This is a genomic window from Oceanimonas smirnovii ATCC BAA-899 (assembly GCF_000381965.1).
GTDB classification, from domain to species: domain Bacteria; phylum Pseudomonadota; class Gammaproteobacteria; order Enterobacterales; family Aeromonadaceae; genus Oceanimonas; species Oceanimonas smirnovii.
This window is the reverse complement of record NZ_KB908454.1, coordinates 94,537-108,651: the sequence shown is the minus strand read 5'-3', so window position 1 is coordinate 108,651 and position 14,115 is coordinate 94,537. Positions and strand designations below refer to the sequence as shown.

At 58.3% G+C, this 14,115-nt stretch carries 14 protein-coding genes; 2 read left to right on the top strand and 12 right to left on the bottom strand.

All coding sequences use genetic code 11. From position 1 onward, the window contains the following. Positions 1 to 2: 2 nt before the first annotated feature. From surE to pyrG, 7 genes are all read right to left on the bottom strand, one after another. On the bottom strand, positions 3 to 749 hold the full coding sequence (gene surE / locus G364_RS0100495) for a 5'/3'-nucleotidase SurE (protein WP_019933183.1): 747 nt from the start codon (positions 747 to 749) through the stop codon (positions 3 to 5). Next, positions 730 to 1,770, bottom strand: a complete 1,041-nt coding sequence (gene truD / locus G364_RS0100490) for a tRNA pseudouridine(13) synthase TruD (protein ID WP_019933182.1) — start codon at positions 1,768 to 1,770, stop codon at positions 730 to 732. Before truD ends, surE begins: the two co-directional genes overlap by 20 nt. Beyond that, positions 1,767 to 2,243 carry a 2-C-methyl-D-erythritol 2,4-cyclodiphosphate synthase gene (gene ispF, locus G364_RS0100485; RefSeq protein WP_019933181.1) on the bottom strand — a complete coding sequence of 159 codons (477 nt, stop codon included), beginning with the start codon at positions 2,241 to 2,243 and terminating at the stop codon, positions 1,767 to 1,769. The genes truD and ispF overlap by 4 nt, the downstream gene beginning before the upstream one ends. Beyond that, the gene (gene ispD / locus G364_RS0100480; protein WP_019933180.1) at positions 2,240 to 2,926 is read right to left on the bottom strand and encodes a 2-C-methyl-D-erythritol 4-phosphate cytidylyltransferase; all 687 of its coding nucleotides are present in this window, start codon (positions 2,924 to 2,926) and stop codon (positions 2,240 to 2,242) included. The genes ispF and ispD overlap by 4 nt, the downstream gene beginning before the upstream one ends. Continuing rightward, positions 2,923 to 3,213, bottom strand: coding sequence for a cell division protein FtsB (ftsB, locus tag G364_RS0100475; RefSeq protein ID WP_019933179.1), 291 nt, complete (start codon positions 3,211 to 3,213; stop codon positions 2,923 to 2,925). The genes ispD and ftsB overlap by 4 nt, the downstream gene beginning before the upstream one ends. 275 nt (positions 3,214 to 3,488) lie before the next feature. Further along, entirely contained in the window at positions 3,489 to 4,784 is a 1,296-nt protein-coding gene (gene eno, locus G364_RS0100470; RefSeq protein ID WP_019933178.1) for a phosphopyruvate hydratase, read from the bottom strand. 86 nt (positions 4,785 to 4,870) lie between these two features. Further along, positions 4,871 to 6,508: a glutamine hydrolyzing CTP synthase gene (gene pyrG, locus G364_RS0100465; RefSeq protein ID WP_019933177.1), complete on the bottom strand. Its 1,638-nt coding sequence runs from the start codon at positions 6,506 to 6,508 to the stop codon at positions 4,871 to 4,873. A 267-nt stretch (positions 6,509 to 6,775) separates the two neighbouring features. Here pyrG and tenA point away from each other — a divergent pair, with 267 nt between their 5' ends. Further along, the gene (gene tenA / locus G364_RS0100460; RefSeq protein ID WP_019933176.1) at positions 6,776 to 7,444 is read left to right on the top strand and encodes a thiaminase II; all 669 of its coding nucleotides are present in this window, start codon (positions 6,776 to 6,778) and stop codon (positions 7,442 to 7,444) included. Between the two features lie 56 nt (positions 7,445 to 7,500). Here tenA and G364_RS0100455 read toward each other — a convergent pair whose 3' ends face one another. Both G364_RS0100455 and G364_RS0100450 read right to left on the bottom strand, forming a co-directional pair. After that, positions 7,501 to 8,430 carry an electron transfer flavoprotein subunit alpha/FixB family protein gene (locus G364_RS0100455; protein ID WP_019933175.1) on the bottom strand — a complete coding sequence of 310 codons (930 nt, stop codon included), beginning with the start codon at positions 8,428 to 8,430 and terminating at the stop codon, positions 7,501 to 7,503. Continuing rightward, positions 8,427 to 9,179 (bottom strand): electron transfer flavoprotein subunit beta/FixA family protein, encoded by a 753-nt coding sequence (locus tag G364_RS0100450; protein WP_019933174.1) that lies wholly within the window; start codon positions 9,177 to 9,179, stop codon positions 8,427 to 8,429. Before G364_RS0100450 ends, G364_RS0100455 begins: the two co-directional genes overlap by 4 nt. 119 nt (positions 9,180 to 9,298) lie before the next feature. Between G364_RS0100450 and G364_RS0100445 the strand changes: the two genes are divergently transcribed. Further along, entirely contained in the window at positions 9,299 to 10,942 is a 1,644-nt protein-coding gene (locus tag G364_RS0100445) for an electron transfer flavoprotein-ubiquinone oxidoreductase (protein ID WP_019933173.1), read from the top strand. Between the two features lie 210 nt (positions 10,943 to 11,152). On the opposite strand, the gene G364_RS0100440 is transcribed toward G364_RS0100445, so the two are convergent. From G364_RS0100440 to G364_RS0100430, 3 genes are all read right to left on the bottom strand, one after another. After that, positions 11,153 to 11,914: an SDR family NAD(P)-dependent oxidoreductase gene (locus G364_RS0100440; protein ID WP_019933172.1), complete on the bottom strand. Its 762-nt coding sequence runs from the start codon at positions 11,912 to 11,914 to the stop codon at positions 11,153 to 11,155. Beyond that, the gene (gene mmsB / locus G364_RS0100435) at positions 11,915 to 12,808 is read right to left on the bottom strand and encodes a 3-hydroxyisobutyrate dehydrogenase (protein WP_019933171.1); all 894 of its coding nucleotides are present in this window, start codon (positions 12,806 to 12,808) and stop codon (positions 11,915 to 11,917) included. Between the two features lie 180 nt (positions 12,809 to 12,988). Next, positions 12,989 to 14,101, bottom strand: coding sequence for an enoyl-CoA hydratase/isomerase family protein (locus G364_RS0100430; RefSeq protein ID WP_019933170.1), 1,113 nt, complete (start codon positions 14,099 to 14,101; stop codon positions 12,989 to 12,991). Between the last annotated feature and the right edge of the window lie 14 nt (positions 14,102 to 14,115).

Sequence of the window (14,115 nt, the reverse complement as noted above, 5' to 3'; positions counted from 1 at the left end):
CTTTACTCCACATCCTCAATCCAGCGGGACAGTGCCGCCATCTGGTCGTAAGCGGTCAGATCTATGGTGAGCGGCGTAATGGACACAAAGCCCCGCTCTACCGCGTCGAAGTCGGTGCCCTCACCGGCATCCTGAATAGCCCCGGGAGGACCTATCCAGTAAATGGGCCGGCCCCTGGGGTCAAACTCCCTGAGCACCGCATCGGAACGATGGCGGTTACCCAGACGAGTCACCTTGATACCCCGAATTTCTGCCAGGGGCAAGTCGGGAACATTGACGTTTAAAATCTGATTGGAGTAAAGCGGCGCACGCAGCAACCCCTGCACCATGACACCGGCAAAATGGGCTGCAGTTTCAAAGTGTTTGTCACCACACAGAGAGATGGCCAGGGACGGCAGCCCCAGATGACGGCCCTCGGTGGCCGCCGCTACCGTGCCCGAGTAGAGCACGTCGTCCCCCAGGTTGGCACCATGGTTAATGCCTGCTACCACCAGATCCGGGTCCGGATCCAGCAGGTGATTGACCGCCCAGTGTACGCAGTCGGTGGGCGTGCCCTTGACGGAATAAAAGCCGGATTCATCCAGCTTGTCGGCCCGCAGAGGCACTTCCAGCGTCAGGGAGTGACTGGCACCGCTGCGGTTGCGATCCGGTGCCACTGTCACTACTTCGGCAAATTCCGACAGTGCCCGGCTGAGCTCGCGAATGCCCCTGGCGTTTACACCGTCATCATTACTCACCAGTATTTTCATGAAGTTCCTTTTCTTTGATAAGTTCCCGCACCAGGCTGGTGGCATAGGTGCCTGCCGGTAACCAGAACGACAGTGTCAGCCGGTCGCCATCACGCTGCCAGCTCAGTTGCTCAGGTTTAAGCAGCAGAGCGCGGCGCTCCTGCTTAAGGCCGTTGGCTTCCAGTCCGGCCATCAGCGCCTGCTGACCTTCCAGCGCTGTTTGCTCAAGAGTGCCGGCCTCATCTTCTGCCGGCAGCCGGCCACGCCCCCAGAGAGGGGCACTCAGGCGAATATCTCCACTGGCAAAACGGGCCTGTATGTCTTCGTTGAGCGGATTGTCGTCATTCAGGGTAAAAAACGACTGGCTGCCCGCCAGCATGACGCAGTCGCCGTTCAGCAGCTGCTCCCCCCTGCCTTCAGCCAGGCGCTGGCTGGCAGCCAGGTTAAACAGATAACTGCGGGCCGCCGACAAGTACATCGACCGCTTATTGCGATCCTTGATACGTTTTCCGCCAAACATGGCTCTGGCCTGCTCGATATTGCCGCCGTTGTGGCCAAAGCGCTGATCGCCAAAATAGTTGGGCACGCCCCGCTTGCCAATGGCCTGCAGACGGGCATCAAGATCACCTTCGCCGTCAAGTTCGGTCAGGGTCAGCTCAAACCAGTTACCCTTGAGCGCGCCGGTTTTCAGCTTTTTATTGTGCCGGGCAATGGCCAGAATTTGCACATCATCGCTTTCCAGCGGCGAGAAGTCGGGCATCTCCTTGCCCGGCAGATGCACGCCAAACCACTGCTCGGTAACCGCATGGCGGTCCTTGAGGCCGGCCCAGGTGACATCCCGCTGAGCAACACCGGCGAGTTTTGCCAGATCCCGGGCTATCCACTGAGTGTTTTGTCCGCGCTTGCGAATATGCAGAAAAATATGTTCGCCTTCACCACCCGGGACAAAGCCCAGATCTTCACGCACAATAAAATGTTCGGGCTCGGCCTTGAGCCGGCCGCTGACGGTGGGCTCACCATGGAGATAATGCCAGTTATTCATGCTTTTACCAGTAACACCACGGCTTCTGCCGCTATGCCCTCTTTACGGCCCACAAACCCCAGTTTTTCGGTGGTGGTGGCCTTGACGTTAATTTGCGATACCGCTGCCTGCAGATCTTGTGCAATGGTGGCAGTCATGGTGTCGATATAAGGTGCCAGCTTGGGTGCCTGGGCCATGACGGTAACGTCCGCATTACCCAGCACATAGCCGGCGCTCAGCACTTGAGCGTATACATTCCGCAACAGAATGCGGCTGTCGATGCCGGCAAATTCCGCATCGGTATCAGGAAAATGCCGGCCGATATCGCCGGCCCCGATGGCACCGAGCAGGGCATCGCTCAGAGCGTGCAGAATAACGTCTCCGTCGGAATGGGCCAGCAGCCCCTGCTCATAAGGGACTGCCACACCGGCCAGCATACAGGGGCCGTCACCACCAAATTTATGCACGTCAAACCCGTGCCCGATTCGCATCATGAGTTGTTCTCTTTAAGCTGCTGCAGAAAGAAGCCGGCCAGGGCCAGATCTTCCGGCTGCGTGATTTTAATGTTGTCGGCGCGCCCCGGCACCAGCAAAGGGTGAAAGCCGGCCAGCTCCATGGCGGACGCTTCGTCGGTAATGGTCAGGCCTTGTTCCAGCGCCTTGCTCAATGCCTGCTGCAGCTTCCGCGTGTTAAAACACTGGGGCGTAAGCGCATGCCAGAGTTCGTTGCGGGACACACTTTCAGCGATGGCACCACAGCCGTCTCCGCGCTTCATGGTGTCTCGTACCCGGCTGGCCAGTATGGCTCCCTGCGGCTGGTTGGCTGCCGCCAGCAAGGCGTCGAGATCCTCCATGGCCAGACAGGGCCGGGCGGCATCGTGCACCAGGACTTGTTCACTGGTGACCTGCGTCAGCGCATTAAGCACTGAGTCGGCCCGCTCCCGGCCTCCGGCAGCCCGCGCTATGCGCGGATCGGACGCCAGCGGCAAAGTGCCGAACCATTGATCTTCCGGGCTGACTGCCACCACCACCCGCTCAATCGCCGGGTGCGACAGCAGACGCATCAGCGTGTGCTCCAGTACGGTTTTATCACCCAGGGGCAGATATTGCTTGGGAATGGTGCTGCCCATGCGTTTGCCTACGCCGGCGGCCGGTACCACGGCGGTCATCTTGATCATTGTGCTGGTTTGTCTTCCGGAAGCAGAATTCGGTAGAAGGTTTCGTCGGGTTTAATCATGCCCAGATCATTCCGGGCCAGTTCTTCCACGGCAGCCAGACCCTGGTTGAGATCCTTGATTTCGCGGTATAACAGGGCATTTCGCTCGGCCAGGCGTTCATTATCAACAAGCTGGCGTTCTACATTGGCGGCCGCTTCATGGTATTCGGCCAGGCCGTTTTTACCCTGCCACAGGTGGTATTGCAGGGTGGCCAGCAGGGCAAGCAGTATCAGCGTCAGGGTGCGCATTCATCCTCCGGAACAAGGCGGCTAGTTTCCCATATTCGACGGCCGAACAAAAGAAACCCCGCACAAGGCGGGGTTTCAGGATAACAACGAAAGCGGTCTGCAGTCACGGGAGCAAGGTCGTACAAAGGGACTGCGCCGCCGACACGCTTCAAGCCCATCCATGGGACGCTCGGCAAATGTCATCCCTGACATTTGACGGTCGGCTCTGCAGTTCCCTTTGCCCTCCCGGTTCGACTTCCCGGCAGTCTGCCTTTAACAGACAGCAGGGTCAGGCATTAGGCCTGGCCTTTAACCTCGGACAGACCGTTGAACGGAGCCTTGGCACCCAGCTCTTCCTCGATGCGGATCAGCTGGTTGTACTTGGCAACGCGGTCGGAGCGGCTCATGGAGCCGGTTTTGATCTGGCCGGCGCAGGTGCCCACAGCCAGGTCGGCAATGGTGGCGTCTTCGGTTTCACCGGAGCGGTGAGAAATAACGGCGGTGTAGCCGGCGTCCTTGGCCATTTTGATGGCGTTCAGGGTTTCGGTCAGGGAGCCAATCTGGTTGAACTTGATCAGAATGGAGTTGGCGATGCCCTTGTCGATGCCTTCCTTCAGGATCTTGGTATTGGTTACAAACAGATCGTCACCCACCAGCTGTACCTTGTCACCCAGAATCTTGGTCTGGTAGGCAAAACCGTCCCAGTCGGACTCGTCCTGACCGTCTTCAATGGAAACGATCGGGTACTGCTGGCACAGCTCGGCCAGATAATCGGAGAACTGCTCGGAGGTGAAGATCTTGCCTTCGCCCTTCATGTTGTACTTGCCGTCTTCATAAAACTCGGAAGAGGCACAGTCCAGGGCCAGGGTCACATCTTTACCCAGGGTGTAGCCGGCCTGCTCAACGGCTTCCTTGATGGCAGCCAGGGCGGCAGCGTTGGACTCCAGGTTGGGAGCAAAACCACCTTCGTCACCCACGGCGGTGCTCAGGCCCTTGGCCTTCAGTACCTTGGCCAGGTTGTGGAATACCTCGGCACCAATGCGCAGGGCTTCCTTGATATTTTTGGCACCCACCGGCTGGATCATGAACTCCTGAATGTCGACGTTGTTGTCGGCATGCTCACCACCGTTGATGATGTTCATCATGGGCAGCGGCATGGAGTACTGACCGGGAGTACCGTTCAGCTCGGCAATCCAGGCGTACAGCGGCAGCCCCTTGGCGGCAGCGGCAGCTTTGGCGTTGGCCAGAGACACGGCCAGAATGGCATTGGCACCCAAAGTGGCTTTGTTATCGGTACCGTCCAGATCGATCATGATCTGGTCGATCTCGGCCTGTTGGGTGGCGTCCTTGCCTGTCAGAGCGGCAGCAATGCGGTCGTTGATGTTGGCAACGGCGGTCTGTACGCCCTTGCCCAGGTAGCGGGATTTGTCGCCGTCACGCAGTTCCAGCGCTTCGCGGGAACCGGTAGAGGCACCGGACGGTGCTGCTGCACGGCCCATTACACCACCTTCCAGGTAAACGTCGGCTTCCACTGTGGGGTTACCACGGGAATCGATGATCTCACGACCGATCACTTTAACGATCTTAGCCATTCTCACTTTCCTCTTGAGTTAAACGTAAAACCTAACTAACGCACTAAAAATTACGGCCGACCCAAGGGGTCAGCCGTTGGTACTGGTTACTCCAGCTCTCCCTGCTGGTACTGGCCGGCCGCCTTTATAAAGCCGGCAAACAGGCCATGACCATCGCGGGGGGTGGAGGTGAATTCGGGGTGGAACTGAGCCGCCACGAACCAGGGATGATCCGGGTTTTCGATAATTTCCACCAGCTTCTTGTCGGCGGAAAGGCCGGTCACCTTCAGGCCTGCCGCTTCAATTTTGGGCAGCAGACGATTGTTCACTTCATAACGGTGACGATGGCGCTCGTAGATGGTGTCGGAGCCATAAAGAGCATGAACCTTGGAGCCCGGTGCCAGGTGACACAGCTGAGCGCCCAGGCGCATGGTGCCGCCCAGATCGGACTCTTCGTCCCGCATTTCCACATTGCCTTCTTCGTCCACCCATTCGGTGATCAAACCCACCACCGGATAAGGGCTCTTGGGATCAAACTCACTGGAGTGAGCGCCTTCCAGGCCGGCCACGTTACGGGCATATTCAATCAGTGCCACCTGCATACCCAGGCAGATACCCAGATAAGGCACCCGGTTTTCCCGGGCATAGCGGGCCGCCATGATCTTGCCTTCCACACCACGGGCACCAAAGCCGCCGGGCACCAGAATGGCATCCAGACCTTCCAGCAGGCCGGTGCCTTTGCTTTCCAGATCCTGGGAGTCGATGTATTTGATATTAACGGTAAGACGATTTTTCAGGCCACCGTGCTTGAGCGCCTCGTTCACCGACTTGTAGGCATCGGGCAGCTCTATGTATTTGCCCACCATGCCGATGGTCACTTCACCTACCGGATTGGCTTCTTCGTAAATAACCTGCTCCCACTCGGACAGATCCGCCGCCGGGCATGTCAGGCCAAAGCGCTTGACCACCAGTTCGTCCAGCCCCTGAGACTTGAGCAACGCCGGAATCTTGTAGATGGAGTCGACGTCTTTCAGAGAGATAACGGCCTTTTCAGACACGTTACAGAACAGGGCTATCTTGCCCCGCTCCACTGCCGGAATAACCCGGTCGGAGCGGCAGATCAGCACATCGGGCTGAATGCCGATAGACAGCAGTTCTTTTACCGAGTGCTGGGTAGGCTTGGTTTTTACCTCACCGGCAGCAGCCATATAGGGCACCAGAGTCAGGTGCATGAACAGGGTGTTTTCCCGGCCCACTTCCACCGCCAGCTGGCGCAGGGCTTCAAGGAACGGCAGTGACTCTATGTCACCGACAGTGCCGCCCACTTCCACTATGGCCACTTCATGGCCTTCGGCACCGGCGATAACGCGGTCCTTGATGGAGTTGGTAATGTGAGGAATCACCTGAATGGTGGCACCCAGATAATCTCCGCGTCGTTCCTTGCGCAGCACATCCGCGTATACACGACCGGAGGTGAAGTTGTTGCGACGGGTCATTTTGGTACGAATGAACCGCTCATAGTGGCCCAGGTCCAGATCGGTTTCGGCACCATCATCGGTCACGAAGACTTCACCGTGCTGGGTGGGGCTCATGGTGCCCGGATCCACGTTAATGTAGGGATCCAGCTTCATGATGGTCACATTAAGGCCTCGGGCTTCGAGGATAGCGGCCAGAGAGGCTGCTGCAATGCCTTTGCCCAGGGAGGAGACCACCCCGCCAGTAACAAATATATATTTAGTCGTCATGCTGAACCTGAAAAGCTTGGGAACGAATGAAATGTGGAATTCGAGACGGGGTCACATTATACGCAAGAAGCCCGTTTACGACAATGAAACAATGGTCCCGCCATACGGCATTTTCTCGTTCGAATGCCGGTCACTATAACCGTTAACGTAGTTTTATTACAACAGGATAACATTTACGCCCTTGCCATTATTTGCCGCCGGGTCAGAATGGGCCATGCCGGCTCACTCACCGCCGGCACGGCGGTTTCTCACTAATAAGGATATGAAATGAGCTTTACTTTCAATGATTTGAAAAAGCACTGCGAACACAACTGGCGCGACTACCTGCAGCATGACTTTGTGTGCAAGCTGGGTGATGGCACCCTGGCCCCCGACGCCTTTCGTCATTATCTGAAACAGGATTACCTTTTTCTTATTCAGTTTGGCCGCGCCTTTGCTCTGGCAGCCTATAAAAGCCCTACCCTGAGTGATTTGCGTCATGCCAAGGCCGGGCTGGATGCCATTATTGATCTGGAGCTGGGGCTGCATATCGACTACTGCAACCAGTGGGGTATCAGCGAACAGGAGCTGGCGGCGCTGCCGGAAGCCCGCGCTACACTGGCCTACACCCGTTATGTGCTGGACACCGGCAACCGGGGTGATCTGCTGGATCTGCATGTGGCGCTGGCCCCCTGCCTGGTGGGCTACGCCGAGATTGCAAGCTGGCTGACGAAGCAGCCTGCCACGGTGCGCGGCGACGCCAACCCTTATGAAGCCTGGATTGCCATGTATGAAAGCGCCGAATTTCAGGCTGCCGCGCAGGCTGAAATTGCCTGGCTGAACGAGCGTCTGGCGGAAGTGCCGGCGTCCCGCTTTAAGCAGCTGTGCCGTATTTTTAATGACGCCACAAGACTTGAAATCGACTTCTGGGACATGGGCCTCGAGCAGAGAATGTGATTTCTGAGGGAATGGGGACTCCCATTCCCTAATCCCTGCTCCCTATTCCCTGCCCTTCAAAGTTTGTCGATCAGCTCGGGCAAAACGTCGAACAAGTCTGCCACCAGGCCGTAGTCGGCCACCTCAAAGATGGGGGCGTCTTCATCCTTGTTGATGGCCACTATCACCCTGGCATCCTTGATCCCGGCCAGATGCTGAATGGCACCGGAGATGCCCACGGCAATATACAGCTCGGGTGCCACTATTTTGCCGGTTTGCCCTACCTGCTGAGCGTTGTCGGCCAGGCCTGCATCCACCGCCGCCCGGCTGGCACCAATGGCGGCATTCAGCTTGTCTGCCAGTTGCTCCAACAGGGCAAACTGCTCTTTGGTTCCCAGGCCCCGCCCGCCGGAGACCACCACCCGGGCCGAAGTCAGTTCCGGACGCTCGCTGACACTCAACTCATCCCGCTCAAAACGGCTGCTGTTTTCCACCGGCACCGCCGCCAGCTTTTCCACCGGCACGGGTTCACCGCTTTCAGCCGCCGCGTCAAAGGCGGCAGGGCGAATGGTCAGCAGGCTGACCGCATCCAGTGACTGCACTCTGGCCAGGGCGTTGCCGGCATAAACGGGGCGCACAAAAATGTCTTCGCTTTCAATGGCCACCACATCGGCCACCATGCCCACCCCCAGCAGGGCGGCAGCTCTGGGCAGCATATCCTTGCCAAAGGTGGAGGCCGGTGCCAGCACATGACGATATTCGGTGGCCAGCCGCGACACCAGGGCGGCACAGGGCTCCGCCAGCTGATGCTGATAGAGGGCATCATTTGCCAGCAGCACCCTGGTTACACCAGCAAGGCGGCTGCCCTGCTCCCCCACGGCGGCACAGTCATGGCCCATTACCAGCAGGTGTATCTCGCCCTGCAGCTGTTTGGCCGCACTTATTACCTTGTGTGTATTGAAGTTCAGGGTCTGATTATCGTGTTCGGCTATCACCAGTATGCTCATGGGATCACCTTGGCGTCGGTTTTCAGTCTGGTTACCAGCTCGGCCACATCGGCCACCTTGATGCCCGCCTTGCGCAGCGGCGGCTCGCTGACACTCAGCAGGCGCACATGGGGCTCAATGGCTACCCCAAGCGCGTCGGGAGTCAGGCTGGCCAGTGGCTTTTGTCTGGCTTTCATTATGTTGGGCAAGGATGCAAAGCGGGGCTCGTTCAGCCGAAGATCCGTGGTGATGACCGCCGGTGGCGCAAGGCGCAGGGTGCGCAGACCACCGTCCATTTCCCGGGTGACCAGCAGCTCGTCGCCTTCACGTTCAATGGCCGAGGCAAAGGTGGCCTGAGGCCAGCCGTTCAGCGCCGCCAGCATTTGTCCGGCCTGATTATGGTCAGTGTCGATAGACTGTTTGCCCATGATCACCAGATCGGGCTGTTCGCGCTCACACAATGCTGCCAGCAACCGGGCCACTGCCAGGGGCTCGGCGGGCTTATCAGTTTCTATCAGAATGGCGCTGTCGGCTCCCAGCGCTAGCGCGGCCCGCAACTGCTCCCCGGCGTCGGCCGGACCTATGCTGACGGCCACTATCTCGGACACCCAGCCCTTTTCCTTCATGCGCACCGCTTCTTCCACGGCAATTTCGCAAAAGGGGTTGGCGGCCATTTTAACGTTGCTCAGATCCACGTCGCTGCCATCGGCACGCACACGCACCCGAACATGGTAGTCAATCACCCGCTTGACGGTTACCAGTACTTTCATGCTCGCTCCCGGGATCAATCAGTCCGACTTAATACTAGTCGATTCTGCCGCATCGGCGATTTGTTAAATATCGCCGCCAATACAATACTTTAGCCAGAGCAGTCTGGCAGGAGAGCGCAATGGAACGGGAGTCGATGGAGTTTGATGTCGTGATAGTGGGGGCCGGCCCGGCAGGGCTGACGGCGGCCTGCCGCCTGATGCAGAAAGCCAACAAAGCGGGCCTGAAGCCGAGTGTATGCGTAGTCGAAAAAGGCGCTGAAGTAGGTGCCCATATATTGTCGGGTGCTCTGCTTGACCCGCGCTCCCTGAGTGAGCTGTTTCCCGACTGGCATGAGCGTGGCGCGCCGGTGAACACTCAGGTTGGCAATGAGCATTTTTATATGCTGAGCAGTGAACAGGGTGGCCTGGAGCTGCCGCCCTTGCTGGTGCCCCGCTCCTTGCATAACAAGGGTAGTTATATCGTCAGCCTGGGTAAGCTGTGCCGCTGGCTGGCCCGACAGGCCGAAGAGCTGGGCGTGGCCATATTCCCGGGATTTGCCGCAGCCGGGGCGCTGTTCGACAAACAAGGGGCCGTATGCGGTGTACTCACCGGCGATATGGGGGTGGCCGCCGATGGCTCGGCCAGGGCCGGCCATATGCCGGGCATGGAGCTGCATGCCAAATACACACTGTTTGCCGAAGGCAGCCGGGGACATATCGGCAAGAGCCTGATCGACCGTTTTGCGCTGGACAGAGGGCGGGATCCTCAGCATTACGCCATTGGCTTTAAGGAGCTGTGGCGGCTGGATTCAAAGCGTTATCAGCCAGGTCTGGTGGTGCACGGCGGCGGCTGGCCACTGGGCAATAATGGCGGCGGTTTTTTTCTCTATCACGGCGACGACGGCCTGGCTTCGGTCGGTCTGATTGTGGATCTTAATTATCAGAATCCGCATCTGGATCCCTTTCAGGAGTTTCAGCGGCTGAAACAGCATCCGCTGCTGGCCCGTCACTTGTGGGGCGGCGAGCGGCTGTCCTGGGGGGCCAGAGCGCTCACCAAGGGCGGGCTGAATTCACTGCCGCAAATGGTGCTGCCCGGTGCCCTGCTGCTGGGTTGTGATGCGGGCACACTCAACGGCGCGCGCATCAAGGGGATTCATACTGCCATGAAGTCGGGCCTGCTGGCCGCCGACGCCCTGGTGCCGGCATTAGCCGAAGGCCGGCGCGGCGACAAGCTGACAGTGTTTGACACTCATATGAAAAACAGCTGGCTGCATACCGAGCTGAAACAGGCCCGGCACTTTGTTCCTGCATTGCATCAGCTTGGCCCCTGGGCCGGCGGGGCCGTAAACTGGCTGAGCCAAAGCCTGCCGGGTGGCTGGTTGCCGTTTGCGCTGAAGGATCGCATACAGGATCATGCTGCCCTCAAGCCGGCAGCAGACTGCACACCCATTATTTATCCCAAGGCCGACGGCGTGCTGACCTTTGATCGCATGTCGTCGGTACATTTGGCCAATACCGGCCACGATGAAAATCAGCCCTGCCATTTGCGCCTTGCAGACCCACGGCTGCCGGTGCGGGATAACCTGCCCCGCTTTAATGAGCCGGCGCAGCGCTATTGCCCTGCGGGCGTTTACGAAGTGATAAAGACGAATGGCAAGCCGGTATTTCAGATTAATGCCGCCAACTGTGTGCACTGCAAAACCTGTGATATCAAGGATCCGGCACAAAATATCACCTGGGTGCCACCGGAAGGCGGCAGCGGACCTAATTATTCCGGCATGTAATATAAAAAAACCCTGAAGGCAATGTTCCCTCGTAAGGAATCAATGCGTTCAGGGGTATGGCAGTGGTTATGGTTATTTTTTTGTTTAGCTCTGTTAACGCAAGGGCACGTTCCGTTGCTGTGCGTTGCAAAAAACAATACGCTTACCACTGTCTGTTAACAAGATAGACTTTAGTGTTAACCTTGCCGACGAGGATCACAAAACCCTGGTTTACAACCGCAAACCGCCATCCATTTCCACTATGCGCCCGTTGAAATAGTCGTTTTCAATAATATATTGCAGGCTGTGCAGCAACTCATCCACCTTCGCCAGCCGGCCAGCAGGAATGCGCTGAGTAATGCGTGCCATGGCTTCAGGTTTCATTTGTGCTGTCATGTCAGTACTGATCACGCCCGGCGCGATTCCCGCCACCCGAATGCCAAAGCGGGCCAGCTCCCCGGCCCAGCCCACCACCAGAGACGCTACCCCTGCTTTGCTGGCAGCATAGTTACTTTGCCCCGGATTACCGGCTCTGGCAACGGAAGAAATATTGATAATCAGACCGCCCTCTCCCCGCTCGGCCATAATGGCGGCGGCTTCCCGGCCACAGAGAAAGCTGCCGGTAAGATTAACATCAATCACTTGCTGCCAGTCTTGCAGGCTCATTGTGCGGCTGATATTACCCTGTTCCAGCTTTACCAGCAGCGCATCACGCATCACACCGGCATTATTGACCAGCACATTCAGGCCGCCCAGCTCCCGTACTATATGGCCAAAACAGTCGGTTACCTGAGCTTCATCGGCCACATCGCACAGGTATACCGCCACCCGGGCACCGGCAGCGGCGACCATTTCACCGCTTTTGGCCAGATCCTGCTCGTTGGTATCGAGCAGTGCCAGCGTCGCCCCCTGCCGGGCCAGATGATAAGCCATTGCTTTTCCAAGGCCGCGGCCGGCACCGGTAATCACCACTACCTTGCCTTTAATATCCATTTAGTCCTCTCCCTGATGATAAAACCGGAACAGGCTGGAGAAGTCGAGCCCGCCATGACCTGCGCTGTGATGAAAGCTGAACAGGGCCCGCGCCGCCGAGCCCATGGGCACCGGCGAACCACTGGCCTGGCTGAGGCTCATGGCCAGCCCCAGATCCTTGCACATCAGACTGACCTGAAAGCCGCCGTGATAGCCATGGCTGGCGGGGGTACTTTCCATGACACCGGGTACCGGATTGTAGTGCTCCATCACCCAGTTATTACCCGAGCTCTGCTGAATGATCTCCGATAATACGGCGGCGTCCAGGCCGTGGGCCATTCCCAGATTAAGCGCCTCGCAACTGGCGGCCATTTGTGCGGCCAGCAGCAGGTTGTTACAGGCCTTGGCTACCTGGCCGGCCCCATGAGGGCCGGCATGCAGCACCTTTTTTCCCATATGCGCCAACACCGGCTGAGCCCGGGCGAACTGCTCTTCGCTGGCACCAACAATAAAGGTGAGTGTACCCGCCTCGGCTCCGGCCACGCCGCCGGAGACAGGCGCATCCACAAAGTCGAGCCCGTGTTTTGTGGCCATATCGGCCATTTTTCTGGCGGTGTCCGCTTCTATGGTGGAGCAGTCAATGACCAAGCAGCCCGGAGCCAGATGACCAAAGAGCCCCTTGTTACTGCTGTACAGCGCCTCGATCTGCTGCCCGCTCTGCAACATGGAGATCACCACGTTGGCATGGCTGACCGCTGCCACTGCCGTGGTGTGGGGAATGGCGCCCAGGGCTGCGGCCCGGCTGACTGCTTCTGGTTGCAGATCGTAGACCTGCACTTGATGCCCGGCCCTGATAAGGTTTGCTGCCATGGGCAGCCCCATATTACCCAGGCCGATAAATGCAATCGTCGCCATAGTGTGCCTCCTTCAGCTTACGTCGCCCCGAGGGCCAACTTCACGACACGCTTCAAGTACCTCCATGTAACGCTCGGCAAATGCCATCCATGGCATTTGATCGGTCGTGAAGCTGTTCCTCCGGATCTCCGTCTCAACATCAGCATGGCCTGCTTGGGCGCAAACTGAATATTTTGTTGCTTACCTGAGATCCGCCAGTGGACTCAGGCCCCAGGGGGACGTGAACAGGGTGTCGAGCAGTGCTGTGTCCACTTCGCTCAGGCTGGTGTAAGTCCAGTCGGGGGTTTTGTCCTTGTCAATCAGGTGAGCGCGTACGCCTTCGGCAAACTCACGAAAGCGGCATAGCTGCACCGACAAATCCAGCTCGGCCTGAAATACCCGCGCCAGCGAGAAATGCCGGCAGCGCGCCAGTTGCCGGTGGATCACCGCCATGGCCAGGGGGCTGCCTGCGGCCAGGGTTTGCTTGGCTCGCCAGAACCAGTCGTCTTCGGTGCTCACTTCCAGTATGGCGTTGACCTTGTCGGCCAGGGTGTCTTTGTCCATCAGTTGCTGAATTAAGTCCTGATGCCGGCGTAAAGGTGAGTCGAGCTGAGCCAGAGCTTCAGCTGATTCGGCTTCCAGTTGTCTGAGCACACTGGCCGGACTGCTCTTTTCTTGCTGCAGTCTGGGCCAGAGTTCACTCAGCTTGTCTTCGGCTATAAAACGGTTGGCCAGCCCCAGCCAGAGGCTGTCTTGGGCATTGAGCGAGCAGCCGGTCAGGGCAATAAATTCGCCCAGCCCGGGCGGCAGGCGGTTCAGAAACCAGCTGCCGCCCACATCCGGATAAAGGGCAATGGTGACTTCGGGCATGGCCAGCCGGCTGCGCTCGGTCACAATGCGCTGACCAGCCGCGGTAAACAATCCCATGCCGCCGCCCATCACTATGCCGGAGCCCACGCAGACCACTGGTTTAGCAAAGGTATGCAACAGATAATCGAGCCGGTATTCGCGCTCAAAAAAGCGCGCCGCCGCTCCGGGCACGGCACCCAGTTCGTGCCTGCCGCAGCCGGCCCGGGCAGCAGCAATCGCCTTGCTCAGCCCCACCACATCACCACCGGCACAAAAGGCCTTGCTACCTGCTCCTTCCAGCACCACAGCGACAATGTCATCGTCTTGCTGCCATTGCTGCAGTGTGGTCAGCATGGTTTCAATCATGTCCTGATTAAGGGCATTCAGCTGCGCTTCCCGATCCAGCACCAGCCGGCCGATATCGCGGCCGTCGGCAGCAGGCTGCCGGCTTACTGTGACACTCATGGCACCTCCTGATA